The organism is Corynebacterium sp. HMSC074C05 (assembly GCF_001838325.1).
Classification (GTDB): Bacteria; Actinomycetota; Actinomycetes; order Mycobacteriales; family Mycobacteriaceae; genus Corynebacterium; species Corynebacterium amycolatum.
Genome location: NZ_KV836285.1, coordinates 87,355 through 111,517, shown reverse-complemented (window position 1 = coordinate 111,517; position 24,163 = coordinate 87,355). Strand labels below are relative to the sequence as shown.

22 protein-coding genes are annotated in these 24,163 nt (G+C 60.0%); 8 read left to right on the top strand and 14 right to left on the bottom strand.

Translation table 11 applies throughout. The features are described from left to right. Nucleotides 1-5: 5 nt before the first annotated feature. Genes HMPREF3042_RS03850 through HMPREF3042_RS03840 form a run of 3 tightly spaced genes read right to left on the bottom strand, consistent with a single transcriptional unit; the run spans nt 6 to nt 5,202 of the window. The gene (locus HMPREF3042_RS03850; protein WP_070851402.1) at nt 6-2,471 is read right to left on the bottom strand and encodes a serine/threonine protein kinase; all 2,466 of its coding nucleotides are present in this window, start codon (nt 2,469-2,471) and stop codon (nt 6-8) included. Beyond that, complete coding sequence (locus tag HMPREF3042_RS03845) at nt 2,468-3,547, bottom strand: glutamate ABC transporter substrate-binding protein (RefSeq protein WP_070851401.1); 1,080 nt, start codon at nt 3,545-3,547, stop codon at nt 2,468-2,470. The genes HMPREF3042_RS03850 and HMPREF3042_RS03845 overlap by 4 nt, the downstream gene beginning before the upstream one ends. Further along, nucleotides 3,544-5,202, bottom strand: coding sequence for a hypothetical protein (locus HMPREF3042_RS03840; protein ID WP_070856107.1), 1,659 nt, complete (start codon nt 5,200-5,202; stop codon nt 3,544-3,546). Before HMPREF3042_RS03840 ends, HMPREF3042_RS03845 begins: the two co-directional genes overlap by 4 nt. A gap of 135 nt (nt 5,203-5,337) precedes the next feature. Here HMPREF3042_RS03840 and HMPREF3042_RS03835 point away from each other — a divergent pair, with 135 nt between their 5' ends. After that, the gene (locus HMPREF3042_RS03835) at nt 5,338-5,841 is read left to right on the top strand and encodes an NUDIX domain-containing protein (RefSeq protein WP_070851399.1); all 504 of its coding nucleotides are present in this window, start codon (nt 5,338-5,340) and stop codon (nt 5,839-5,841) included. Between the two features lie 37 nt (nt 5,842-5,878). Here the strand turns inward: HMPREF3042_RS03835 and HMPREF3042_RS03830 are convergent, their stop codons facing one another. The 3 genes from HMPREF3042_RS03830 to HMPREF3042_RS03820 all read right to left on the bottom strand — a co-directional run bounded on the left by HMPREF3042_RS03830 (nt 5,879) and on the right by HMPREF3042_RS03820 (nt 7,842). Next, the gene (locus HMPREF3042_RS03830; protein WP_172954624.1) at nt 5,879-6,196 is read right to left on the bottom strand and encodes a hypothetical protein; all 318 of its coding nucleotides are present in this window, start codon (nt 6,194-6,196) and stop codon (nt 5,879-5,881) included. A 42-nt stretch (nt 6,197-6,238) separates the two neighbouring features. After that, nucleotides 6,239-6,802, bottom strand: a complete 564-nt coding sequence (locus tag HMPREF3042_RS03825; protein WP_016421518.1) for a MarR family winged helix-turn-helix transcriptional regulator — start codon at nt 6,800-6,802, stop codon at nt 6,239-6,241. A 242-nt stretch (nt 6,803-7,044) separates the two neighbouring features. Further along, complete coding sequence (locus tag HMPREF3042_RS03820; protein WP_070856106.1) at nt 7,045-7,842, bottom strand: exodeoxyribonuclease III; 798 nt, start codon at nt 7,840-7,842, stop codon at nt 7,045-7,047. A gap of 121 nt (nt 7,843-7,963) precedes the next feature. Between HMPREF3042_RS03820 and HMPREF3042_RS03815 the strand changes: the two genes are divergently transcribed. Next, the gene (locus HMPREF3042_RS03815) at nt 7,964-8,791 is read left to right on the top strand and encodes an RDD family protein (RefSeq protein ID WP_246822308.1); all 828 of its coding nucleotides are present in this window, start codon (nt 7,964-7,966) and stop codon (nt 8,789-8,791) included. Nucleotides 8,792-8,837: 46 nt separating this feature from the next. Here HMPREF3042_RS03815 and HMPREF3042_RS03810 read toward each other — a convergent pair whose 3' ends face one another. Together HMPREF3042_RS03810 and HMPREF3042_RS03805 are read right to left on the bottom strand one after the other, a co-directional pair. After that, a complete protein-coding gene (locus tag HMPREF3042_RS03810) occupies nt 8,838-10,010 on the bottom strand; it encodes an N-acetylglutamate synthase, CG3035 family (protein WP_083327417.1) in 1,173 nt (390 codons plus the stop codon). A gap of 3 nt (nt 10,011-10,013) precedes the next feature. Then, a complete protein-coding gene (locus HMPREF3042_RS03805; protein ID WP_049169904.1) occupies nt 10,014-10,595 on the bottom strand; it encodes a peptide deformylase in 582 nt (193 codons plus the stop codon). Between the two features lie 200 nt (nt 10,596-10,795). Here HMPREF3042_RS03805 and HMPREF3042_RS03800 point away from each other — a divergent pair, with 200 nt between their 5' ends. The 4 genes from HMPREF3042_RS03800 to HMPREF3042_RS03785 all read left to right on the top strand — a co-directional run bounded on the left by HMPREF3042_RS03800 (nt 10,796) and on the right by HMPREF3042_RS03785 (nt 14,129). Further along, nucleotides 10,796-11,143: a DUF3263 domain-containing protein gene (locus HMPREF3042_RS03800; RefSeq protein WP_070856104.1), complete on the top strand. Its 348-nt coding sequence runs from the start codon at nt 10,796-10,798 to the stop codon at nt 11,141-11,143. Nucleotides 11,144-11,194: 51 nt separating this feature from the next. Continuing rightward, nucleotides 11,195-12,109: a LytR C-terminal domain-containing protein gene (locus HMPREF3042_RS03795; protein WP_049169916.1), complete on the top strand. Its 915-nt coding sequence runs from the start codon at nt 11,195-11,197 to the stop codon at nt 12,107-12,109. Nucleotides 12,110-12,330: 221 nt separating this feature from the next. Then, nucleotides 12,331-12,888 (top strand): hypothetical protein, encoded by a 558-nt coding sequence (locus HMPREF3042_RS03790; protein WP_049169906.1) that lies wholly within the window; start codon nt 12,331-12,333, stop codon nt 12,886-12,888. A gap of 17 nt (nt 12,889-12,905) precedes the next feature. Next, nucleotides 12,906-14,129: a glutamate--cysteine ligase gene (locus HMPREF3042_RS03785; RefSeq protein ID WP_049193794.1), complete on the top strand. Its 1,224-nt coding sequence runs from the start codon at nt 12,906-12,908 to the stop codon at nt 14,127-14,129. A 170-nt stretch (nt 14,130-14,299) separates the two neighbouring features. On the opposite strand, the gene HMPREF3042_RS03780 is transcribed toward HMPREF3042_RS03785, so the two are convergent. Genes HMPREF3042_RS03780 through HMPREF3042_RS03755 form a run of 6 tightly spaced genes read right to left on the bottom strand, consistent with a single transcriptional unit; the run spans nt 14,300 to nt 21,022 of the window. Then, nucleotides 14,300-14,650 carry a monovalent cation/H(+) antiporter subunit G gene (locus tag HMPREF3042_RS03780; protein WP_038626688.1) on the bottom strand — a complete coding sequence of 117 codons (351 nt, stop codon included), beginning with the start codon at nt 14,648-14,650 and terminating at the stop codon, nt 14,300-14,302. Beyond that, nucleotides 14,647-15,057: a monovalent cation/H+ antiporter complex subunit F gene (locus HMPREF3042_RS03775; protein WP_070840970.1), complete on the bottom strand. Its 411-nt coding sequence runs from the start codon at nt 15,055-15,057 to the stop codon at nt 14,647-14,649. Before HMPREF3042_RS03775 ends, HMPREF3042_RS03780 begins: the two co-directional genes overlap by 4 nt. Further along, complete coding sequence (locus tag HMPREF3042_RS03770; protein ID WP_070856103.1) at nt 15,054-15,680, bottom strand: Na+/H+ antiporter subunit E; 627 nt, start codon at nt 15,678-15,680, stop codon at nt 15,054-15,056. Before HMPREF3042_RS03770 ends, HMPREF3042_RS03775 begins: the two co-directional genes overlap by 4 nt. Continuing rightward, entirely contained in the window at nt 15,680-17,383 is a 1,704-nt protein-coding gene (locus HMPREF3042_RS03765; protein WP_070856102.1) for a Na+/H+ antiporter subunit D, read from the bottom strand. The genes HMPREF3042_RS03770 and HMPREF3042_RS03765 overlap by 1 nt, the downstream gene beginning before the upstream one ends. Then, complete coding sequence (locus tag HMPREF3042_RS03760; protein ID WP_048760372.1) at nt 17,373-17,888, bottom strand: Na(+)/H(+) antiporter subunit C; 516 nt, start codon at nt 17,886-17,888, stop codon at nt 17,373-17,375. The genes HMPREF3042_RS03765 and HMPREF3042_RS03760 overlap by 11 nt, the downstream gene beginning before the upstream one ends. Further along, a complete protein-coding gene (locus tag HMPREF3042_RS03755; protein ID WP_083327421.1) occupies nt 17,885-21,022 on the bottom strand; it encodes a Na+/H+ antiporter subunit A in 3,138 nt (1,045 codons plus the stop codon). The genes HMPREF3042_RS03760 and HMPREF3042_RS03755 overlap by 4 nt, the downstream gene beginning before the upstream one ends. A gap of 286 nt (nt 21,023-21,308) precedes the next feature. Between HMPREF3042_RS03755 and HMPREF3042_RS03750 the strand changes: the two genes are divergently transcribed. Both HMPREF3042_RS03750 and HMPREF3042_RS03745 read left to right on the top strand, forming a co-directional pair. Then, the gene (locus HMPREF3042_RS03750) at nt 21,309-22,118 is read left to right on the top strand and encodes a metal ABC transporter ATP-binding protein (RefSeq protein WP_035006260.1); all 810 of its coding nucleotides are present in this window, start codon (nt 21,309-21,311) and stop codon (nt 22,116-22,118) included. Then, nucleotides 22,115-23,881: a metal ABC transporter solute-binding protein, Zn/Mn family gene (locus HMPREF3042_RS03745; RefSeq protein ID WP_222865187.1), complete on the top strand. Its 1,767-nt coding sequence runs from the start codon at nt 22,115-22,117 to the stop codon at nt 23,879-23,881. Before HMPREF3042_RS03750 ends, HMPREF3042_RS03745 begins: the two co-directional genes overlap by 4 nt. Nucleotides 23,882-24,163: the final 282 nt, after the last annotated feature.

The following is a 24,163-nucleotide window of genomic DNA, read 5'->3' as shown; positions in this document are numbered from 1 at the left end:
CAGAGCTAACGCCAAGTTCGTGGCCGAATGAGATTTGCGATATCCACCAAGTTGTAGCGGTGTCGCGGAAACTGTGAAGAGCGCGCCAGCATCCGTAAGTCTTTTTCCAGTCCTTCACGCAGGCCAGCCACGGTAAAGGGCGCATCGAAAAGACCATTGGAGCTAGCTGCATGGTCGAGGTTCGAGCTGCGCAACCAGTTCAGCGCGGACGCCATCACGGCGATGCGCAGCTGCGGCATGCGCGGTTCATTTGTTGGTAGCTCCACCAGGCGACGCGCAGCACGGCGAATTCTCGATTCGGTCAACTCGGAGGGCATCCCGGAGGTGAGCATCAGAATCGTCGTCAAACGTGCCATGCGATGGTGGCGGGAGTTACCGGGAACGCGGTCAAGCTGGGAGATAGCCATTTCGTGTTGGCGCTCAGAGGCCAGCTGACGAGCTAGCCCGAAGGCGGAGGATACCGTCGTCGGGTTGGCCGCCCACACGACGGCGTAGAGACGCAGGGTGTTGAAACGAATCGTCTGAGGCGACAGGGACTCGCTGGCCCAGGCGGGGGAGAAGATTTCGGGCGTATCGGCAGCGACATTATCCAGCGCGCTGCTCAAGTTCGCGGCGGCGCGGGCGACAGAGGGCTCGAGGAGAGATGCGTTGGCGATGCCCAAGCGCTGTTGAATCAACTCGAGAGTCGCTGCCAGCGCCAACTTCGGGGCGGGCTCGCCGGGAAGCATTGTCAGCACGTGGTGGAACGAGGTGAGGGCATCGTTGAATTGGTCGAGAAGCAAATAAGTCACGCCCTCGTACCAGTGGTAACGCCAATCGCGCTGCAAGCGTTCAGAGACGTCGCAGAGGCTGTCGCGGGCCTCATCAATTAATCCGAGGTCCAGTTTCGCACGCACGATGCCCAGCGGAATTTCCACCGAAGAACCATACTCGGGTTCGGACAGCGCGTTGGTCAGTGTTTCGATTAGTTCGTTGGGTTCCGTAAACGACGAGGCGCTCAGGATGCGCGCACCCGGATCTGTCGGGTTAATCAGTGGCACAGGCAGCGCGAAGGTCACTTCTTGCGGAGTGATTTCCACGCCGCGGGTGATGCCGTCGACAAGCTGGTCGGTGCGGAACACCAGGTGCTTAGTGCCGTACGTGGAACGCTGCGGCGAGAAATTCGACACCGCCTGTGGGAATTGCACGCCGTCGCGCACCGCCAGAATCTCGCGCAATACGCCGATGAGCTGCACACTCATCTCTTCGGCAGAACCGAAGCGAGCCTCCGGATCTTCGTGGCAAGCGCGCAGTAGAAAGCGGTAGAGCGAGTAAAAACGGCGGAACAGAGGCTCTTCGACAGGTGAGGGCAGTCCCGGATCGTAGACGCCGTTGGTCGCCGGCAACTTCAGAATCAGCGAGGCCAGCGTGCGACCGACAGTGTAGATATCACTGGCAATCGTCGGTCCCGTCGTAGCAATCTCCGGCGCCTGGAATCCGGGCGTGCCGTAGATATGGCCGTAGGCGCCGATGCCGGTGACCGCGCCAACGTCGATAAGCGTGACGTGGTCTTCGCTGAGCAGCACGTTGTCCGGCTTCAAATCGTTATAGACAACGCCGCGCGAGTGCAGGTAATCCAGCGCGGGTAGTAGCTCCAGGATGTAGCCAATCGCCAGGTCACAGGGCATGACGCCGTCAGGGTAGCTCCGTCGCTGTTTGCGTAACGACGGGCCGCCGACGTACTCCATCACAATGAAGCCGGTGGCGCTGTTGGCGTCCGTCTCATCGATGAAGTTGATGATCTTCACAATTCCCGGATGCGAGATTTCCGCGAGGAACTCGCGTTCTGCCTGGACTACGGCGAAATCCTTCTCGTTTTTCGCTGCCATCATGCCCTTGAGCACGACCCAGCGATCCGAGACATTGTGGTCAATCGCCAGATAAATCCAGCCGAGACCGCCGTGGGCAATCGGGCCCACAATTTCGTACTGATCCGCCACGATATCGCCGGCTTTCAGGCTCGGCGCCGGCTTATTCGTCGCGCGAATCTTCTCATCACTCATTACTGCATCGCGCGGATCCTGCGTTGTGATGTACGGCAGGTGCACCATGCCGTCGGCGACGGTGCGTCCACGGTGCGCAGTCGATCGCTTCCGGCGAAAGTCCTCCAACGCTTTCCGGTGCGAGGCCATCGACGGATCTGGTGCCTGGGTGCCGGGTTGGGTCGTCACGCTTGACGACGAGCCTCCGCGCCCCAACAATTCGGCGATATCGAACTCTTCGTCATCGTCATCATCGTCCGCAAAAGGGTCGAAGGCGACAGCGGCAGTGCCGGGCGCTTGTTCGTCGTCTTCATCGGCGAATGGGTCGAAGGCGACGGCCTGAGTGGCAGCTGCCTCTGCCTCTGCGTGAGCATCCTCCTGGGGCGCTGGCGTGTACTGCGGATGCTGGGCTTGCTGGGCTTGCTCGGAGTACTGGTTTTCGTCGCTCATCGGTTATCCACCTCGCCTTCTGGAGCAGCTTCCGGTGTGGGGGAGATTCCAAGTATGTCTTCGTCGTCGCCGTACTGTGGCGATGGCTGTGTACCACTTGGCAGGAAGGGGCCGAACCAGGTGTCGTAGAGGGACTGCCAGGTGCCATCGGTTGCCATACGTTCCAGGGTCGCGTTGATTTGGCGAACTAGGCCTGGGTTCCCCTTGGATACACCGGCCGCGTAGCTTTCCTCGTTCAAGCCCCGCTGGACAATGGCGGTGGCCGGATCTTGGTCGTTGATACCAGCGAGGATGGTGTCATCGGCAACGACAATCTCTGCCTGGCTGTTTTGAAGTGAAATGAGGCAATCCGACCAGTTGCCGACCAACAGCAGCGTATTGTTCGGCGAGAGCCGTCGAATCAAATCCTCGGTAGTAGATCCCCGGGAGACACAGATGCGACCGTCCTCGACGTCCTCGGGGGAAGCATCGCCACCCGGTGAAGAGACGAGAACTCCAGCTCGTGCTGTCAAATACGGTGCGGAGAACAGCACCTTTTCGCGCCGGGCATCGGTGACCGTCATAGTGCGCAACACGACATCGACGGTGCCGTCTTCGAGTGCGGCGGTGCGTTCGTTGCTGTCGACGAACCGAAACTCGACAGCATCGGGATTGTCAAAGATGTCCCGGGCAATCTCCTGTGCCAGGGATACCTCAAACCCCGAAAGCTCTCCGGTGCTGAAGTCGCGGAAGCTGAGCAGGTTCAATGATTGGTCAACACCGACGATGATGCGACCGCGCTGGTAAATCTCCGGGATTCGCTCTTCCGGCGTTTGGTCATCGGGAGCGAGTGTGGACAGATCTGGCGTGTTGGCTTCTGTCGCAGGCTTCCTCGAGGAGGCTTTGTCGTAGAACGCGCCCGGTGGCAGGGGAAAGTCACCGGTGGCCTCCAGGATTGTGCGCGAGTAGGGATCGTCGGCAAGCGAATCGGTCGCGCAGGCACTGACGGTGAGGCCCGCGACGGTGAGTGCACCAAGGATGGCTCTGCGCCGCCAGCCGGCGAGACCGCGGAGCGATGGGGAGAACGGAACGATCATAGGTACTCCAGAAGCCGGTGTCGGAAGCCGAAAACAACCAGAACTGCCGCGATGACGGTCAGTGTAACCGTGGCGAGGGACAGTGCCGCGATAGCGCGACGGGATCGGTCGAGGTTCTCACGGGCGGTCAAGCGAGATTCGGCGATGGAATTCTGTAGCGACTCATCGACCTGGTTGAACGCAGCCGCCGACGAGCTGGCATTATCCACATCGGTCGCGATGCGAACCGCACCGGCGTAGTCGCCTGAACTCAAGTGCTCCATCATCAGGTTGTGACCGGACTCCCAGCTGTAGATACCGTGGATGGCGGCTCTGACATCGTCGTCCGGCGCATTGGCGTCCACTCTTTCCAGCTCGCCGACCAGGGTGCGCACCGACTGCGAGAAGGACTCCGCATCCGCGGGCTGACGGCGCACTAAGCCGAGGGTTTCGCTGGCGCGTAGCTGCTGGGCATCAATGCGCACTTCGGTTAGGGCATGAACATCCGGGCGCTGCTCTCCGAAGAGAGAGTTGGACTGCCACGGCTGAGTGGTGGCAATTCCCACACCGACAAGCGCGATGGCCATCAGCATGGTTGCACCAAACAGGCCGACGTTGAATAGTCGACCGGTGCGGCGAGTCAGCCACCACTGCGTGACTAGCAGCATCAAAATTGCCGCTGCCAGGCCTGACATCGGAAAAAGAGGTGGCTTCGATAGTTGGCGCTGCTCATCATTAGTGGTGGTACTGGTGCGTTCGTAGAGCGATTTTGCAGCTGGCAGAATCTGGACCTGCATCAAGTTTGAGGCAGAGGCGAGGTACGCGACACTGACGGGATTGCCCTGGCGCGCATTCGCGCGAGCTGTCTCGACCATGCCGGTGTAGACCGGCAACAGCCGCTGTACAGTCGCGATATTCTTCATCTCTGGGGCATCGACGTTTTCAATGCCCGTAGCTGCGCGGGTAGCGGACATGGATGCTTGTGCGATGACATCGTCGAAGTTGCTGACCAAGTCCTGGCTGCTGTTGAGTGTGCCGCGGGAAAAGGCGGTGTTGGCCGACGCATCGGCAATCGTCAGCGAGGCATAGAGATTCTGCGAGGCATTGGCCATCGGCTCGCTCAGCTGCGAAATTCGGGTGAGCTGCTGCTGGCGTTGCGAGGTTGTTTGCCACATGGATAGGCCGGCGGCCAGAATAGCGACGATGAGGATGAGGGCGACTGTGGTCAATCGGCCCGGTGACGTCATCAAAAATGACGCTGACCGGCGCACATACGTGGCCGACGGGCCGAGCTTGTCGTAGAGACGCTCACCGAGAAAACGTGTCAATCTCCGGTTGCGCGGGCCAATTTCCAGGGCATCCACGCGCAGGTCGGTATCACGCGGAGAGTCTGTTAGGACTGTTGGGGTTGTGGCCGTTGCTGGGGCATTAGCCGAGGACTCTGTAGTTTCCAGAGCAGTTGATGGTGCCGCACTCTCGGTAGCCGGGGTGGTGTCGGGAGTATCTTTCGATTCCTTTGCCGCCTGAGCCGCAGTGTGTGTGTCTAAGCTTTCGCCACCAGGAGTGGTGCGACCGCTGAAACGAGTTCGGCGTGGAGCACGATTCTTGCGGTGGAATGGGTTTCGGTTTTTGTCGTGGGCACGGGAATGAGGCGCACTTGAAGTGGTTTCACCCATGTGCACGTGTCCTTCCGACGTGACCGAAGTCGCCCGCGACGATCTCTCCGCTCAGAGCAACGTTAGTTCCTTGCAAATCTTAGTCGCTCGGGCTTGTGACGGAAAACACAAGGGTATCTGGCGTAGGGTGGAGACATGCTTCAGGATGGAAATGGTTGGGCAGCCGGCCCCAACGGTACGCGCTGCTGGGGACGCTTCGGAGCTGCAGGGCTGCTGATTGTGAGCCCTCAGCGCACTGTGCTTATGCAGTATCGAGCTGACTGGACATCGTTCCCCCTAACGTGGGGTGTTCCTGGTGGGGCTTGTGATTCTCATGAGACTCCTGAGGCGACCGCGCTGCGTGAAACGGCTGAGGAAACTGGGCTGCTGGAGCATCAGCTTCGCATCCTCGACACGCAGGTCACCACCGGTCCCTTCCCGGCCGATCCGGATCGCCCCGAGCTCGCCGGCGGCTGGAAATACCACACGGTCTACGCACTAGCTGCCGAAGAGCTGGAGACGAATCCGAACGAGGAGTCCCTAGAGTTGCGCTGGGTTCCGCTTGACGACGTCGACAGCCTCGATCTGCTGCCGCCTTTTGTGGAATCGTGGCCCCGGGTACGCGCGCACCTCGAGAAACTGCTGGAGGCCCTTGACTAGGTGTCGGCTTCGCACCTACCGGCGCTCTCTGCGTCGACTACTTGGAGTCGGCAACTGCTGCCGCGCCAGCGGCCAGCGCGGTGACGGTCAGGACAGACGGCCATGCGCCAATCTTCTTAGCCAGCGGGTGTGAGAGGCCGAAAGCGCCGAGGTAGGCGGCCACTAGGCCGGCGGCACCCAGGGCGCCGGTCTTTGCGTTCCAGGTGCGTGCTGCGTATGCGCCGGCGGCACCCAAGATGACGCCACCGAGCGGGCGAATGCCTGTTTCGCGAGCGGTGAGCCAGCCGCCGATGAGGCCAGTGGCCACGAGCGGAGCGGTCTTTACGTCTTTTGCCTTCTTCAAAGTAATAGCCATAAGCATCATCGTACCTAGTAAGAAGGGCTTGGCGGCACGCTTTTAGAACGGCTCCTGGCGGCGCTGGTGCTCCTCAACATAGCTTTCCGAGTGCTCCGCCAGCTTCAGTAGCGAGGGCAGTGCCTTAATGAGCGCACGAACGTCCTTTTGCGACATTGTCCGCACAATTTCGTACACCAGCGCACCCCAGTGGTCGATAAGTTGCTCCAGCAGCGTCTCGCCATCGCTGGAGACATAGAGGTTCTGCGCACGGCGATCCTTTGCATTGTTCTCGCGTTCAATCAGTCCGTTGTCGAGTAGACGGCGAACTGTTGCCGAAACGTTGGACGGGCGCAGGAAACGCAGGCGTGCAATGTCGGATACGCCGCAGCCCGGGTGGGTTGAAATAAAGTGCAGTACTTCCATTTCCGACTGGGAAATGTCCATCCTGGCATTCGGGCGCTCACCGAGGCGGCGAGTCGATGCAAGGAAGTCATACAGGCCGATGGAAATCTTCTGCACGCTTTCGCGCAGGGATTCATCGGACTCAGTCGAGTCATCCGCGGTGGGGAAGCCGCTCGCTGGCTCCGGGGTAGTGGTGCGCTGAGGGGAGCGTGCAGAAGTCATGATCTTCCTTCCCGACGTAATGAATTGATGTTCTGAATAAACACCTTATATCGTCGAAATAACTTTCTGTGGTGAAAATTTGTAGATTGAACAAAAAGTTAGACTCATAAGTGTTGTGCGGGTGCTTTATCGCCCATTTCTGCCCCTGATTTTAGGGGCTGGCAGCAAAGACTCCGCTTTACGACGGCCCCAGCGACACCCCCTAGTAGGAACTAGGCCTACGCGCTTTTCCGCCCGTTTATCTACACTTCGTAATCCACAATCACCGGAGCATGGTCGGATGCGCCTTTGCCCTGACGCTCTTCGATGTCGATGAATCCGGCGGACGCCTTTGCCGCGAGGGCGGGGGAGGCGAGCTGGAAGTCGATGCGCATGCCCTCATCCTTGAAAAAGCGGCCAGCCTTGTAATCCCAGTAGGTCCACTGGTTTGGGGTGAATTGGCGAGTTACTTCCTTCATGCCCGCCTGCTCCAGCGCATAGAAAGCTGCGCGTTCAGGCGGTGTGACGTGTGTTTTCCCTGCGAAGGCTGCCATTGACCAGACATCGCCGTCGGTCGGGGCAATGTTGAAGTCGCCGCCCATCATGAAGGTGGCCTCCGGGTCGTCGTCAAGCGTGGCGATGATGTGCTGACGGAGCCGCTCCAGAAATTCGAGCTTGTACTCGAAGTGCGGGTCGGTGATGTCGCGGCCGTTCGGGATGTAGAGGCTATGGACGCGCACGCCACCGCAGGTAGCGGCGATATGGCGGGCCTCCAATGCGGGAGTTGCGTCGGGGTCCTTGTTGAAACCGGGCTGACCGGGGAACTCTGCCTGGATGTCCTCAAGGCCGACGCGGGAGATGATGGCAACGCCATTCCACTGATTCAGGCCGTGGTGGGCGACTTGGTATCCCAGCTCTTCAAAAGCAGCGGTGGGGAATTGGTCGTCCTTGCACTTGGTTTCCTGGACGGCCAGGACATCAATGTCATTCCGGCGCAGCATTTCCACCATTCGGTCGAGGCGAGTTCGAGCCGAATTGACGTTCCAGACACAGATTCGCATATCAACGATTGTAAAAGGGGAACGAAACGGCGGCCTCATGCGTTGAACAAAGCAGTGACAAAATAGGCGGACAAAAACGGATAAGGTGGGCGGAAGCCCGGTAGGAAAGGGAGTTTCGAGGTTGGCTAACTGGGACGATCGCCGTTACGGCGGCGAGTACAGTCCGACGGATTACCTGGGTAGTAGTGGCAGGAACGCTTATCGGGAACACGACGCATATGCGGCGTACGATGCGGCAATGCCGTATCAGGAAGTGCCATATCCGGTAGCAAACATTCCGGTCGGCTATGAAAGCGGGTACCCCGCTAGCTATGGGGTGTCTTCCTTCGGTGAGCTCAGTGCTAATCCCAAAGTCGCGCCGCTGACCGCTCAAATGGCAGTACACCTGGGCTTTGACCCCAATCTGGCCAATGGCTCAGTGGCACGTCGTGGTGGTGCGCTGTTGGTGGATTCTGTCATCTACACTGCATTGATTGCCTCCATTGCAGTTCTCACTAGCATCGTGGGGACATCGGACAGCGGCGTAATGGTGATGCTGATCAGCCTCTTCCTCGGTCCCGGTGGTTTTTACCTCTACCGCGTGGCGGGGGACTCCATCTTCGACGGGTCGCCGGGTAAACACGCCATGGGCATGAAAATCGAAGGTGCACACGGGATGCCAGTCTCAGCCCGCGATGGTTTTGTGCGCAATGCCTGGATTCTGCCGTCGATGATTCCGGTCGCCGGTTGGTTTGTCTCTGCGGGCCTGGCTGGCTGGATTGCGATGGGTGCGTCCCGCAATCCGCTGGGGAGAGGTCGTCATGAACTCTCGGTCCACACCCGTGTGGTGGAAAAGCCGGAGACGCGCGAGCTGCCGCGCGGGCAGCGCCGCATGGACAATCGCATGGGTAGCAAAGAGCAGCAGGGCAAGCAGCTGAAGCGGATTAAAAGGGTTAAGCGCGGGAAGTAGGGCGATCAGGGCGAGCAGCGCAGGGCCGAAACGTAACCCCCGGCCCCTAAGCCCCTGTCAGCTCCGCGTAGCGGTGCCGGTGGTGCTCGGTAAAACCGAGTGTCCGGTATAGCGCAATGCCAGCCTCATTTGAGCCCAATACCTGCAGATATGCAGAATCTGCCCCGTGTTGTGCGCCCCAGTGCATCATGTGAATTCCCAGTAGGGTGCCAAGTCCTCGGCGGCGCATATCGGCTGCGACTTCCACAGCGGAGAACCCGAGCCACACACGGCCGTCGTCCGATTCGGTCAGCGTGCCGCGCGTAATGGCTACCGTGCGTATGCCTTCAGGCGCATTGTTGTCAGGCACTTGCAGGCGTCCGAAGCACATGCGGCCATCAATTTCATTGCGCAGAAGCTGTAGTGCATGCTCGGGCAGCGTGGTACCGCGGAAATGGTAGAGCCCCAGCCAGTCGTCGTCAGGTTGATCAGCGATATCCACCTGCACGTCTGCAAGCTCGACGCTGTGCTCATCGAGCACCTGTTCGGCGCTGTGCTCATCAAGCACCTGTACGGCGCTGTGCGATTCAGCTGCCAATTCAGCAGGCGGCAAATCCCCATCGAGTGAGCGCGTCATAACCACAATGTCCGGCCCGACCGTCCACTCCTGCCCCGCGACCAGCGCCTGTGCAGGTTTGGCGATTCTATCCGGAATCGCAATCCGCACCGGCAAATCGTGGGAATCGTAAAACGACTTAATCTTCTCCAACGGCACCGGCTGAGTGCTGGCTCCGGGTTCGAGCGGCAGCGCGGAGTTGGAACGCTCCGTAATGCCATCGCCGGCTCGCAGCAGCCAGCCCGACTCCACCACATGCGCGATACCCGGGAAGGCCTTCGCTGTCGCAGTTTCCACGGCGCGAATATCCGAATTGCGCACCGGATGATCCGGCAGGGCCTTCACAATCAAAATGTGCTTATCGCTAAAGTCCACCGCTGCCACGGATTCGTCGGCACGCACGCCAGCACGAACCTGCGGACGCACGACGAACGGATCCATGCTGAGCACATGCCCAATGACGTCCGTAGTCTTCTTGCCGCTGGCCAATGCTTCTTTATCGGTCAGCGCGCGCCGCACAATGACACGACGTCCCACCGCCACTTCACCGACGCCCCAGCGGGAAATCGGTAGCTTCTGTGCTGCATTTTCGCTTGCCGACGACTCCAATTGCCTATCCGCCACGATCTAATCCTCGTGGCCGAACGGATCCGGATCCACGCCCGGCATCCAGGTCAGGCCGCCCTCGGTCCAACCGGCGCGCTTGATTTCCTTCTTGGCCATGCGCTTCCAACGACCGGTGAGGCAATCGGTATAGAGGAACCCATCTAGATGGCCGACCTCGTGCTGCATGCATCGGGCGAGGAAACCGGTGGCCTCGATGCGGACCTCTTCGCCGTTTTCATCCAGGCCGGTGACGACAGCCTTCTCCGCGCGGTTGGTGGGGAAGGACAGGCCGGGTACAGAGAGGCAGCCTTCGTCATCGGAACCGTCGTCATTAGGCATGGTCTTCGGGATTTCACTGGTGGTCAGCACCGGATTGATGACGCAGCCGCGGTGCCAGACGTCGTCATCATCGGGGCAGTTGTAGACGAACAGACGCTTGCCGACGCCCACCTGGTTGGCAGCCAGCCCCACACCGTGGGCGCGGTCCATGGTTTCGTACATGTCCTCGATGAGCTCACGCAGCTCGGAGATGTCCTCGGTTACCGGCTGGGTAGGAGTGTGGAGAACGGGGTCTCCGGCAATCACAATGGGACGGATAGTCATGTCGCTGATTCTACTCGGCGTCCATGTTTTCTATATCGCCTGGTGATGTCAGGGGTCTTGGAGACGTTGGGCGATGTCGGAAGTGGTATGTAGGGCTGGGTGGCTGAGCCTTACTATGTATCTTCACTAAGTATCTGCATAAGCAGTGTCGTGCAGAATAGAAAATCAGGGCGAATGAGAAGGAAAGCGGGGTGCAGAAAATGATGAGCAAGAAGCCCATAGGCGGCAGCCACGAACCTGAGACTGAGCTGCGGCCTGACTCATCCGAGCATCCCGGACTCGCGGGCGATACCGGCGGCATTGAGCCCATTTTGGCGCAGAAAATGCTGGATTTTGAGAAGGAATGGCTGAAAGTTGCCCGCCGTGGGCCGCGTATGGCCGGTGCGCGGCAGGAGGCAATTCGGCGTCGCTTTGCCGAGGACTTCGGCAACAACACAATCCGTTACCACCAGGTACTTTCGCGACTTCTCGATTCTCCGGCAGCCGAAGCGGCCGAACCCGTGTTGGTTCATCGGCTGCGCGCCGTGCGAGACAACCAAGACGCATAAGGTTCAAGTTTCACTTCACGGTTCGGCAGCAGAACATATAGGATGTGGGATGTGTCTGACCAACTAAACCCTCAGAATTCGCCGCGTCCGGGCCGTCATCGACTCGATGACGACTTCGACGACTTCGATGAGTACAGCGATTACGCGGAGGCTCCCGCCGCTGGCGGCGCCCATGCGTACTCCGAGCCGTCGGATGCTCAACACACAGCGCCAAAATCTGCGGCTCCCGCCGCTGGTGCAGCTGCTGCTGGTGCCACCGCCGCCTCGACCGGTGCCAGCGCTGGGGCTGCTAGCAATTCCGCAGCTGCTGATGGTGTTGATGACGGCGACATCGGCGACGGTGCCGGTGATGGCCGCTACATGCGCGTTCTCGCTATCGTGCTGCTCGCTATCGGCGTGTGCCTGGTCGCCTACGGTGCCTATGCACTCAGCACACGTGGCGACGATGCCGAGAACACCGGCCAGAATGACACCTCGGCATCCGCTCCGGTTGACTCTGGTGCGCCTGCTGACTCGGCCAACGGCAGTGATCCGGCAAAGGATGGTGCTGTTGGAGATGGTGACGGCGAGGTTCCGCCGCCGCCACCGGCAAATGAGCCAGGCAAACCGGTTCCTCCCGCTGAGAATCCGCCGGCACAGGATGAGGCCAACGAAGCGCCCCAGATTGACCGCAAGACTGTCAAGGTCAGTGTCCTGAATAACTCTGAGGTCGTGGGCCTCGCCGATGACCTGTCCAAGCAGATGGGCGAGCAGGGCTGGGGCGCCGGCGAGACCGGCAATGCTCCTGAAGAGAAGATGGGTGTGTGGGAGAAGACCACCGTCTACTTCGACCCGAGGAACGAAGAGGAAAAGGCCGCCGCTGAGCAGATCGCGCATGACAACGGTTGGGAAGCCGCACCTCGCGATGACCGCCTCCGGGACGCTCCGGCGGGAATCGTCGTGGTCGCCACTGACCCGGCTCACTAGACTCCCGGCCCACCAGGCTTTGGTCTCTCACTAAGGTTTGCGGCCTAAGCGTCAAAACCTGCCGCCGTGGTGCGAAGCCCCATAGCTTTCCAAGTCCCGCGTAAGCCACACATTTCATGGCTTACGCGGGGCTTTTGCATATTTTGCAGTCTCAAACAGATCACGGCTGAAAAAGGGGTACTAGTATTCTGCTAGTAGCCAGTGAGGTCTGTGAGGTTTTTATGTTCGCCGTAAAGCGTCGTCGTGTTGCTGTCGCCACCGCGTTGGGTTGTGCTGCAACACTGTTGGTGTCCTGCTCGGGGGTTGAATCCAGCAGCGACAAGGACGGGAACGCAGGCGCGTCGACAAGCACTGCGCCAGTGAGCGTAGATCCGGCTGCACCGAAGCTGACCGAGCGAGTCAGCGCCTATAACTTCATCCGAACAAACGACGACGGATCAATGAAAATGCTGGCAACTGTACAGGTCATGAGCGCCAAGGGATGGATGGGCCTTTCCGACGAAAAAGGTCAGTTCACTACCTTGGATAAGGGCAAGTACACAGTGCAGGCGCGCGGTGCATCTGGCTGCAGTGGCATCGGCAGCCCCGCAACCGAAGGGTTGGGTGTCATCGGCGAAGTGCACGTCGATGACAAACGGAATGCAGATGTCTGGAACGTTCCGTCCAAGGTGGATGAAGACAGTTTCACCACAGTTGCGCTTGTCGATTCCAACGGTGACCTTGCCTCCTGCGCAAAAACCGTCACCTGGACGGAGCCAACTGAGGAAAACGACTCCTAGTGTGAAAAAATAGCGGTATGACTGAGCAATTTTCCGGATCGGCGCAGCCATCACTGGGAGTGGAATGGGAAGTGGCGTTCGTTGACCGACGAACGCGCGACACCGCCCCCGCTGCCGCCGAGGTGCTCGACATCATCGATGCGGAGCATCCCGGACATGGGCTCCAGCGAGAGTTCCTCGCCAACACCGTAGAGCTCGTCACCGGTGTGCACACGAACGTGCCCGGTGCCGTAGCGGAGCTCCAAAGCCAGCTGGACATGGTTCTCGAGGCCGCTGATCGCGTTGGGGTGGATGTGTGGTCATCGGGCTCGCATCCGTTCGCCCGCGGTACTGCTCAGCAGGTCAGCGCTAAGGGGCACTACTCCGAAATCATCAACCGCACTCAGTGGTGGGGTAACCAGATGATCATCTGGGGAGTCCACGTCCATGTTGGCATTAAGGACTCCGAACGCGTTTGGCCGATCATTCAGGCCCTGGCAACGAAGCTGCCGCACATGTTGGCGCTGTCTGCCTCCTCACCGGCCTGGAACGGTGAGGACATGGGTTACGCTTCCAACCGAAGCCTGCTCTACCAGCAGCTTCCCACCGCTGGTCAGCCGCCGGCGATTTACACGTGGCCCGAGTGGGAGTCCTACATGCACGACCAGTCCCGCTCCGGCGTCATCAATCACACCGGCTCGATGCACTTGGACATTCGCCCGGCATCAAAGTACGGCACCATTGAGATTCGTGTCGCTGACGCTACCTCTAACCTGCAGGAACTCGCCGCTATCGTGGCATTGACGCACTGTCTGACGGTTTACTACGACCGCATGTGGGAGGCTGGCGAGGAGCTACCGTCGCTGCAGTCCTGGCACATCGCCGAAAACAAGTGGCGCGCCGCCCGCTACGGCATGGACGCGCTGGTCATCGTCAATCGCGATACCGACGAGCGGTGGGTTCGCGACGAACTCCGTGAACTTGTGGTTCAACTCGCCCCGCTTGCCGACGAACTGGGTTGCCGAGCCGAACTGGAATTCGTCAACAACATCGTGGAAATGGGCGCGGCATACGAGCGGCAGCGCACTGTGGCGGATGCGGCCGGGGCGCTGCCTTCCATGGCTACCGAGGACGACGTACGGGCGAACGAAGAGCGCATTGGCCACACCCCGTGGCGTGCCGCCGTGGATCTTGCGGTGCAGGAACTGCGCGCCGGGCATCCGATAGCGCCTGCAGATTTCCACGAGCAAGTAGACGACTAGCCGTCGTTAAGCGGTGTGTGCCCAGACAAAAATTAGTGACTAGGCCTATAGCACTTTTGGGGTGCATAAACCTAGCCACTAACTGAAGAAAGGCGCCCCCCTGGGCGGCCCCGGTCGAACCCGGTTCCGCTCCAGGTCGGGGTCCAATCTTGACGGGGAGTGTCCTCTCGTTATTCCCGGCTGTCATCGCGGGCGAGGCTGTCCTCGTCGACGAGCCTCTCTTTGAACGCCTCGTGGCCAACGCGGTTACTAACAATTGGCGATGTACCCAGAGCAAACAGGATAATCAGGGTCAACAGAGCCAAGTCACTACTAGTAGTTGTGTGAGCTGACGCGTGCGTGGCGACGTGCAAAAGCGAACCCGACAGCGTCAGAATTAGCCCCAGCGTTTGTGGCTTGGAGGATGCATGCATGCGACTGATGGTGTCGCGGAAGCGTATTAATCCCACGGACGCTGCAACGCACAGTAGCATTCCGGTGATAATGAGTGCGATGGCGATAATGTCTGCCACGAGAATCATTTGGGCTCTCCCTTCACTGTTTTCGGAGCTGCTGTCGGTGTTGCCTTAGGCGCTGCTTTCTGTGCGGTTTTCTTTGTGGCGACCTTGCTTGCAGCTTTCCCCGTGCCCTTCCGAGCGCTCTTCGCGGGTTTCTTTCCTTCGTCTGGGACACGGAACTTGGCGACTGCCAGCGAAGACAGGAAACCGAGCAGCGCAACGATGAGCATTGGGTAGACCACCGAAGTGTCCAAGCTCCAGGCCATGAACGCAGCGAGCATGCCCTGCAACATTGCAGTCATGGACTCCAGCGCCACCAGGCGGTCCAGCGAGTTTGGACCTGCAATCATGTGCCCGAGGGTAATCATCACCGCAATGAAATAGCCTGCGGCAGCCACTCCGAGCAGAATGTTAAAAACTTCCGGGTTCATCGGCTACTCCTTTCGCTGCTATTTTCGCCTTTCCGGCTGCTCTTCTCGCTGCTCACCTGGTCGTCACTTGCGTCCGACTTGGTAGGATGCTCGTTGACATCGCGGTTCTCAAACGCGCGAATCACCCGTCGCTCGATTCGGGTCAACTGGTTGATTTGTTCAGCTACCTTGCCTGTCGACGAAGCGTCGAGAAGATGCATGGTCAGCGTCTTTTTTCGCTTATCGATGTCCACGATGATGCCGCCCGGCTGCAGATTAATTAGTGCCATTGCAGTCGTGAGCGAAATATCGTCATTGGTCCGCATGGGGACCTTGATAATGGCAGTCGGTGGCGGATCATCTCGTCGGATGGCCAGCCAGGCGACACTGATAGAGGCCTTCACGAAGTCGATTGTCCAAGAACCGAACAGTCGCACCATGCCACCGAAGTTGATATCCAGCGCGCTGTTTGGCGGGATAGGCATGGCGAGGTTCAGCAACGTGGCTACAAGGATTCCCGAGAGCACATTGGCAAATGTCACCTCGCCCCACAGCATGACCCAAATAATCACTGTGAATAAGAAGAGCAGGATTGAAATACGTGGTGGTCGCTTTGCAGCCACCTTGGCGCGCGCTTTACTCATCAGCTTTCACCTGCTCCTTCCAGCGTGCTGGTGGCACGTTCGGTCGCCGAATCCGACTTCCATGGGCTCTTGGTGCGGCCTGGGTTTTCCAGCTGCTCCAGGCCCTTGTCATCGGCCGAGTCGATACCGAGGACCGCTGCGCGGTACTCATCAACATTCGCGACGTTGCTTGCCGCTTCGGTAGCCACATTGGACAGTGGCCCGGCCAGAACGGTAACCCCCACAGAAGCAATCACCAGCAGAGCCGTCGGCATCACCATGCCGAGTGGCATCTTGCCGACGTCGTCACGCTCTGCGATAGCAACCATCTGAGTCCTTTCCCGGAGCGCGGCTGGCTGCGCAAGCACAGTGTCGCCCTCGGGGGCGTCGGAACGGTCGCGCCAGAAGGCCTTCGACCAGACGAGAATCATGGTGTAGAGGGTCAGCAGGCTGGTGATAATCGAACCCGCAACCAGAATCCACGCGGTGGCGGAACCGTCTTGGGCACCGGCCTCGATCAGCATGACCTTGCCCAGGAAGCCTGAGAACGGCGGGATACCACCGAGGTTGAGCGCGGGCACGAGGTATAGCAGCGCCAGCAGCGGCGACGTCTTGGCCAGGCCACCGAGGCTGCGCAGGGAGGACGAGCCCGCCTGGCGCTCGATAAGCCCGACCACCAGGAACAATGCCGTCTGCACCAGAATGTGGTGCACGATGTAGAAGATCGCGCCACTGAGCCCCAGCGTATTGCCGACGGCAATGCCGAAGATCATGTATCCGATGTGGGATACCAGCGTAAATGACAAGAGACGTTTGATGTCATTTTGGGCCATGGCACCGAGAATGCCCATGAGCATTGTCGCTAGGCCGGCCCACATCAGGACGTCGTCAAGCCTGCCGTCTGGGAAAACGACACTGCGCGTGCGGATGATCGCGTAGACACCCACCTTCGTCAGCAGCCCTGCGAAGACCGCGGTAACCATCGACGGTGCGGTGGGGTAGGAGTCTGGCAACCACGCCGACAGCGGGAACACTGCTGCCTTCACTGCGAAGGCAACGAGCAGCACTGCGAAAATCGCGGTGCGGGTGCCATCGGGGATGTCCTCCATACGCAGAGAAATATGCGCGAAGTTCACCGTGCCGACCGCTTGATAAACCAGGCCAATCGCCAGCAGGAACACCATCGAGGACAACATGTTGACCATCACATACGACACGCCTGCGCGAATGCGTGACGACGATGCCCCCAGCGTGAGCAACACGTAGGAGGCTACGAGCAGAACCTCGAAGCCGACGTACATGTTGAACAGATCGCCGGCCAGGAAGGCCATGGAGACGCCCATGTTGAGCAGCATGTACGTCGGAACGAAGACGGAGATCGGCTCATCTTCGTCACCATCGCTAATACCCTGGCCGATGCCGAACCACATCACGGCAAAGAGGACCAGCTGAGAGACGGTGATCATCAACACTGCGAGGTTGTCGGCTACGAGCGTGATGCCGATTGGTGCGTCCCAGCCGCCCACCTGGACCGTGTGGACGCCGTGCGCGTAGATGAGATACACCAAGGCGCTGGCGACTCCCAGCAGGCTGCCGAGCGAGATTAGCGCGATCGCCTGCTGTGCTTTGGGAAAACGTGCCAGCAGCAGAGCAATTGCGGCGGTGGCGGCGGGGACGATGATAGGCAGCGGAATTAGTGCCAGAATTATTTGCTCAGTCGTCATCGTCGTCACCTCCTGGGGAGTTTGATGGCGGGGTCACGGGCTTTTCGAAACTGGCCGGACCGAAGCTATCGCCGGCCTCTGTGGGACGACCGGTGGTGGGATCGTCGGACTTGTCGTGGTCCGGAGCAGCTGATGGGTCGCTGGCCCGACGCATTGCCAGGCTGCGGTCCTCGTGGTCATCTTGCACGTGATCGCCGATGCGGTAGCGGTGCTGGCGATAGAGCAGAGCCAACAGGAATGCGGTCATGCCCATGGAAATAACAATTGCGGTGAGGATAAAGGCCTGGGGCAGTGAGTCTGCCTGAGCATCGCTGACCAGCGATTCCCTATCCCAAATTGGTGGCCGTCCCGGCGAACCAGAGCCAAGCAGGATGAGCAGGTTGATACCGTTGCCCATCAGCAACAGTCCCATGAGCATCCTGGTCAACGAACGATCGAGGAACAGGTACACCCCTGTAGCAATCAGCGTGCCGACAGTTGCTAGCAGAACAAAATTGAGAATCACGGGTGTGTGTCCTTTCCTTCGGTCCTAGCTGGGGCTGTCGGTTCTGAAGCCTCTGAGGTGGCTGTGTTGGCAGAGTCTGCGGGTTTAGTGCCGGCAGGTTTAACGCTTGCGGGATTAGCGCCTGCGGACTTAACACCTGCGGGCTTAGCCGCCGCCAACTTGCTGCGCAGCTGGCGGGACTGGCCGAGTGCGGCTCGATTCACACGACGTGAACGATCACGCTCAGCGCGAAGGTTTATCTGAGCATCGATGCCACCGCCCAAACTGCGCAGGATGTAGACAATCGTGCTAACCACAATCATGTACACACCCAGATCAAAGAGCATGGGGGAGACAACAGTGACATCTCCGAGCAGCGGAATTTCCCGCGAGCCATACGTAGAAGTTAGCGGTGCCCACCCCACAAACAGTGGCCACAACGCGCTGAGTGCCGACACCAGCAAACCGCCGCCGAGAAGCATCTCGTTAGGAATCGGCAGAGTTGCCGCCAACTCACGACGACCACCGATGAGATAACGCATGGTCAGTGCCAGCGCAGCCACGAGACCACCGGCGAAGCCACCGCCGACATCGTTATGGCCGGCAAAAAAGAGATAGAAGGAAACCACCATCATGGCGGGGAAGAGCACGCGCGATGCCACCAGCACCATGATCGGGTAGCGCAACCGCTCGGCTTCACCGGACTCATCGAGAGTGTTCAACCAACGGTTGGTGCGGCGAGCTCGATTCCGCTGCGGCTTAATCTTTGAACGCATATGCATGGTATGCGTGCGGAAGACCAGTGAGGTAATCCCCAGAGCCACCATCACCAGCACGGTGATTTCACCGAAGGTGTCCCAGGCGCGGATGTCGACAAGCAGTACGTTGACTGCATTCTGGCCGTGTCCAATATCGTGCGCCAGCGGCGGAATGTCGCCCGAGATTGGCTCAGTACGACGGGAGCCCATGGCGTAGGCGGCCAACACGGGAACCGTGACACCGACTGCAATGGCCAACCAAGCACGGTGTCGTGTCCACCTCGGGTTCGATGCCGGTGCCCGCGGGGAGAGCGTACGCAACACCAACACGAAAATAATCATTGAGACCGTCTCAACCAGCAGCTGCGTCAGAGCCAAGTCAGGTGCGCCGAACATGGCGAAGATAATGGCCAAGCCGTAGCCGGTCACGCCTACCAGGATGACTCCGGAAAGTCTGTTCTTCTGCCGGGTAGCGGCCAGCGCCGCGATAATCATGATGAGCGCAACTGCACCCTGCGGAGCTGAGTCCCACAGTTCCATTCGTAGCTCATCGCGCTCGCCGAGCAACAACGCACCGATGGACAGCACGATGAGGGTCAGCAAAATGACCGCTTCATTTAACGGGAGGGAACCACGCTGGGTCGCAGCAGTGACACGGAGAGAAAGACGGCGGGCCAAGTCCAGGATTCCGTCGTAAAGCGCATCGGCACTACCGAGAGCCGGTTGATCAAACTGCAGCTGACGCACCAGTTTGCGCTGCCAGTGCATGATGCCGCCTGTGACCAGAATCGTGGCTGTCAGCGCCAGGGGGAGGGTGAAGCCGTGCCAGAGAGCCAGGTGCGTTTCTGCTTCCGTATTCGGGAATGCGCTGGTGAGGTAGGGCGAGATAATCGAGTCGAGGACGCGCGGAATCAGACCGAAAACCAAACCTGCCAGCGCGAGCAGCCAAGCCGGGCCAATCTGATCCCATGTCGGGGAATCCATCTCTGCCACGGCAGGGGAAGTGCCACCACCGCTGGCGTGCGTGCTGGACTTGGTCGCAAAAGCGGCACGCAGCAGGTACAGAGAGTACGCCACGGTCAGAATCGATCCCACGACCAGGCCAATGGTGGTGAACACCGACGGCATTCCGTGCAGCGGCTCAGCATTGAGCGTGGCCTCCAGCGCCGCTTCCTTCGCGACAAAGCCGAAGAACGGCGGCACACCCATCATCGAGGCGGCCGCGAGAACCGAAATCACCAGCAACTGCGGCGACTTTCTACCGAGCCCAGAGAGCTCACGGATATCGCGCGTACCAGTCAGCCTGTCAATTGTGCCCGCGACCATAAACAGCGTGGCCTTGAACATGGCGTGGCCGAGCGTCAGCGCCAGGGCTGCCAGCATCGTCGCATGGGTGCCTATCGACGCCACCGTGATAATGAAGCCCAACTGGCTGAGGGTGCCATACGCCATGATTAGCTTGAGATCCTTCTGGCGCAGGGCCATCCAGCCACCCATAATCATGGTCAAGAGGCCGAGCGGGATGATGATTGGTTGCCAGGCGTTGGTGGCATTGAAAGTTGGCGCGAGTCGGGCGACCAGGAACACACCGGCTTTGACCATCGCTGCGGAATGCAGGAAGGAAGAAACCGGAGTTGGAGCGGCCATTGCGCCGGGCAGCCAGAAGTGGAAGGGCGCGATAGCGGACTTCGACAGTGCACCAATGACCAGCAGGATTGCGGCTGTGGAGACTGCCGTGGAGTTCAACTGCGACACGGTCAGAGCACCAGGCGAGGTGAGTTCAGAGAAGTTCCAGAAGCCTGTGGTCACTCCCATTAGGACGATACCGACCAGCATGATTAGCCCGCCAAGTGTCGTGACCAGGAGTGCCTGGCCTGCTGCGCGACGGGAGGAAGCTCGCTCGGCATAGTAGCCCACCAGGAGGAAGGAAAGAACCGAGGTAATTTCCCAGAAGACAAACATCAGCATGATGCTGTCGCTGATGACCAGGCCGTACATAGCCGCGGCGAAGGCAACCATCTGGGCTGCGAAGGAGCCTATGCGACGGCGTTTTCCGGGCGGCGGATTGACGAAGTATCCGGAGCAATACACCAGTACGAGAAAGCCGATGGTCAAAACCAGTGTGCCGAAGAGCGATTCAATAGGGCCTAATCGCAGGTTTACATCCAAGTGGATAATGGGCATCCACGAAAAATGCGTGACGGCGGGTTGCGTGATTGCGGAAGTTTCCCCGTTGCCATTGTCTAGAGCTAAGCGAACGAGATGGGTGCCGGTGTAGATGGCACCGCCTGCCAGCGGGAGGCTGAGTACGAGGAACCCGCGGGTTCCGAGCCACTTAATCGTCCATGGTGCAAGCGCTGCCGTAACGAACAGGATGCACAGGAGAGAAGTCACTATTCCATAATGATTGGAACACGCCAGTTCATGCAACCCCGTTTTAGGGACTTAAGCATTTGAAGCGGTGTTAACCGAGTGTGTGAAAACGGTCAATTGTTTCTGGGAAAGTGAAAATTTGGGGGTGAGTTGTGGGGGGGGCGGAAGTTGGGCATTTTTTGGGGCTTGAGCGGCTGACTGCTCAAGCCCCAAATCAGTGCCATTACTGCCCCCCCCAACACCACCCCACCCCAAAGGTCAATACATTGAACTTGGTGATTCATTGAACTGACCACTATTCTTGGCTGCCATGAGTATTAGCGTCCAGAACTTGAGCGTGAGCTACGGCGCGAACACCGCGATTCGGAACATCAGCTTCACCCTCGACTCCCCCGGCATGCACGGCATCATCGGCCCCAACGGCTCAGGCAAATCCACCCTCATGAAGGCGATGCTCCAGATCCTGGACAAACACAACGTCCACGGCACAGGCCCCACCGGCGCCCCTGCCGGCTACCCCGTCACCCTCGACGGCAAGGCCCCCGCCGAGCAGCGCCGCGCAATCGCTTATATCGAGCAGCGCTCTGACCTCGACCGCAACTTCCCCACCAGCGTCTTCGACACCGTCCTGATGGGCACTTACCCGCGCCTGGGTCTTTTCCACCGCCCCGGCAAGGCCGAACGCGAAGCAGCCACCCAGGCTCTCAAGGACGTCGACATGTGGGACTTTCGCCACCGCCACATCAGCGAACTCTCGGGCGGACAGTTCCAGCGCGTCCTCTTTGCCCGCGCCATCGTCCAGGACGCGGAGTACATCTTCCTGGACGAGCCCTTCGTCGGCATCGACGTCCCCAGCGAGAAGACGATCGTGACCCTGCTGCGGCAGATGGCGGACGCGGGCAAGCACGTCGTCGTCGTGCACCACGACATGAACACGGTGCGCGGCTACTACAACGACCTCATCGTCCTCAACGGCGAGCTCGTCGCGGCGGGTCCCACCGAGGAGGTCTTCGTCCCCGACGTGCTGCAGAAGGCCTTCGGCGCGCTCGTCATCCGCGAGCCGTCAGCACCAGCCCACCCCACGCCACGGCAGGCAGCCCTCCAGGAGGAGACAGCATGATCGCGGAGTTCCTCGACTCACTACTCAGCCACGGCTACCTGCAAAAAGCGCTGATCACCTCGGTGATCGTGGGCGTGGCCTGCGGCATCGTCGGCAGCTTCATCGTGCTGCGCGGCATGGCCCTGATCGGCGACGCCATCTCGCACGCCGTACTACCGGGGGTCGCGGCCTCCTACCTGCTCGGCACGAACCTCTTCCTCGGGGCGGTGGTCGCGGGTCTACTCGCCACACTGGCGATCGGGCTGATCAGCGAACGCTCCACTGTGAAGAACGATTCGGCGATCGGCATCGTCTTTTCCACCTTCTTCGCGATCGGCGTGCTGCTCATGGCGAAAGCGCAGACGGCGACGGATCTGACGGAGATCCTCTTCGGCAACGTCCTGACCGTTCAGGACGCCGACCGCAACCTCTCGATCGGTATTGCCGCTGCCGTGCTGATTCTCACGCTGGTCTTTTACAAGGAGCTCAAGCTCAGCACCTTCGACCCCGTCATGGCGCAGTCGGCTGGCGTGCCCGTGCGGGCAATCCACTACGGGCTGATGGTGGTGCTCACGCTGGTGACGGTCATTTCCCTGCAGACGGTGGGCGTGATCCTGGTGGTCTCCCTGCTGATCACTCCGGCGTCGGCGGCGTACCTGCTGACGAACCGGCTGGGAGTGATGATCGGGCTTTCAGTGGCGATCTCGGCGCTCAGCTCCGTAGTGGGGCTGTTCCTGAGCTATAGCTACAACGTGTCCTCCGGCGTGACGATCGTGCTGACCGCCAGCGCGCTGTTCCTGCTGGCTTTCCTCTTCGCGCCAGGCAAGGGACTGATTGCTCGCTCGCTGGGCAATAAGCCACTGGCCGCGCTGTTGGCCCTCCTGGTGGGCGGTGCCCTCGTGTTCGGGGCCGTGACCTTCTCGACGGAGGAGAAGGCAGACGGTGAGCAGCTGAACGTCGTCACCACCTTCACGCTGCTGGCGGACCTGGTGGAGGAGATCGGCGGCGAGGCGGTGGACGTCCATAACCTCGTGCCGACCGGCACGGACCCGCACGACTACGACCCCCTGCCCGCGGACCTGGATGCGACGAGCGACGCCGACCTGCTGTTCTACAACGGGCTGAACCTCGAGGGCGGTGAGCACGGCTGGCTCGCGAAACTGAAAAACACCGCGGGCCTGGACGATTCCCAGATGGTCGAGGCCACCAAGGGCGTGGAACCGAAGTACCTCAAGGACGAAAAGGGCAATCAGGAGATCAACCCGCACGCCTTCCTGGACCCGACCGTCGGCATCGCGATGGCCGAGAACGTGACCGCGGCGCTGGCCGAGGCCCTGCCCGAGCGTGCCGAGCACATCGAGGAGAAGGGGGCGGAGTACAAGGCCATGCTGGAGAGCATCGACGCCGACTACCGCGAGCAGATCGGTGCGCTGCCGAAGGAGGATCGTGTGCTCGTGGCCAGTGAACATGCCTTCCAATACATGGTCGACACCTACGGCATGGAGCAGCTGTATATCTGGCAGATCGACACGGATGAAAACGGCTCCCCCGCGCAGATCGGACACCTCGTGCGCCAGCTGAAGGACAAGCGCCCGAAGCACCTGTTCGTGGAGTCGAACGTGGATACGCGCCCCATGAAGACCGTCTCGAAGGAGGCCGGGATTCCGATCTTCGACGAGCCACTGCACTCCGATGAGCTCGGCAAGCCGGGCACGGTCGCGGGAACCTACGAGGATTTCCTGCGCAGCAACTTGAAGACCATGATCGCGGGGCTGAAGCGCTAAAACGCGAATGCTCGAGGCCCACATGCGTTGGGCTTCCCCGGTCGCATTCCCGTTACCTTGTGAGTGTCCCCGATAATGGGGATAGTCGCTGGTCCCGGTATGGCTTACCTGCCCTGTAGTTTCCATAATCCGGGGGGGGTGTTGCCGCCGGGTGCCAGGACTTTCGATGACAGCTGATAGGGACACGGCCAGTTTTAAACTAGGTCTCTTTGTAACGTGGGTGCTTGCAACGAAGGTCATGACACCAGCGACTGGAACAACGCCATACCCATCTCGTTTTCT

What these genes read in the sequence shown, in the direction of transcription:
- HMPREF3042_RS03850 (WP_070851402.1), bottom strand. Translation starts at nt 2,471, where the DNA reads ATGAGCGACGAAAACCAGTACTCCGAGCAAGCCCAGCAAGCCCAGCAT.
- HMPREF3042_RS03845 (WP_070851401.1), bottom strand. Translation starts at nt 3,547, where the DNA reads ATGATCGTTCCGTTCTCCCCATCGCTCCGCGGTCTCGCCGGCTGGCGG.
- HMPREF3042_RS03840 (WP_070856107.1), bottom strand. Translation starts at nt 5,202, where the DNA reads ATGGGTGAAACCACTTCAAGTGCGCCTCATTCCCGTGCCCACGACAAA.
- HMPREF3042_RS03835 (WP_070851399.1), top strand. Translation starts at nt 5,338, where the DNA reads ATGCTTCAGGATGGAAATGGTTGGGCAGCCGGCCCCAACGGTACGCGC.
- HMPREF3042_RS03830 (WP_172954624.1), bottom strand. Translation starts at nt 6,196, where the DNA reads ATGGCTATTACTTTGAAGAAGGCAAAAGACGTAAAGACCGCTCCGCTC.
- HMPREF3042_RS03825 (WP_016421518.1), bottom strand. Translation starts at nt 6,802, where the DNA reads ATGACTTCTGCACGCTCCCCTCAGCGCACCACTACCCCGGAGCCAGCG.
- HMPREF3042_RS03820 (WP_070856106.1), bottom strand. Translation starts at nt 7,842, where the DNA reads ATGCGAATCTGTGTCTGGAACGTCAATTCGGCTCGAACTCGCCTCGAC.
- HMPREF3042_RS03805 (WP_049169904.1), bottom strand. Translation starts at nt 10,595, where the DNA reads ATGACTATCCGTCCCATTGTGATTGCCGGAGACCCCGTTCTCCACACT.
- HMPREF3042_RS03800 (WP_070856104.1), top strand. Translation starts at nt 10,796, where the DNA reads ATGATGAGCAAGAAGCCCATAGGCGGCAGCCACGAACCTGAGACTGAG.
- HMPREF3042_RS03790 (WP_049169906.1), top strand. Translation starts at nt 12,331, where the DNA reads ATGTTCGCCGTAAAGCGTCGTCGTGTTGCTGTCGCCACCGCGTTGGGT.
- HMPREF3042_RS03785 (WP_049193794.1), top strand. Translation starts at nt 12,906, where the DNA reads ATGACTGAGCAATTTTCCGGATCGGCGCAGCCATCACTGGGAGTGGAA.
- HMPREF3042_RS03780 (WP_038626688.1), bottom strand. Translation starts at nt 14,650, where the DNA reads ATGATTCTCGTGGCAGACATTATCGCCATCGCACTCATTATCACCGGA.
- HMPREF3042_RS03775 (WP_070840970.1), bottom strand. Translation starts at nt 15,057, where the DNA reads ATGAACCCGGAAGTTTTTAACATTCTGCTCGGAGTGGCTGCCGCAGGC.
- HMPREF3042_RS03770 (WP_070856103.1), bottom strand. Translation starts at nt 15,680, where the DNA reads ATGAGTAAAGCGCGCGCCAAGGTGGCTGCAAAGCGACCACCACGTATT.
- HMPREF3042_RS03765 (WP_070856102.1), bottom strand. Translation starts at nt 17,383, where the DNA reads ATGACGACTGAGCAAATAATTCTGGCACTAATTCCGCTGCCTATCATC.
- HMPREF3042_RS03750 (WP_035006260.1), top strand. Translation starts at nt 21,309, where the DNA reads ATGAGTATTAGCGTCCAGAACTTGAGCGTGAGCTACGGCGCGAACACC.
- HMPREF3042_RS03745 (WP_222865187.1), top strand. Translation starts at nt 22,115, where the DNA reads ATGATCGCGGAGTTCCTCGACTCACTACTCAGCCACGGCTACCTGCAA.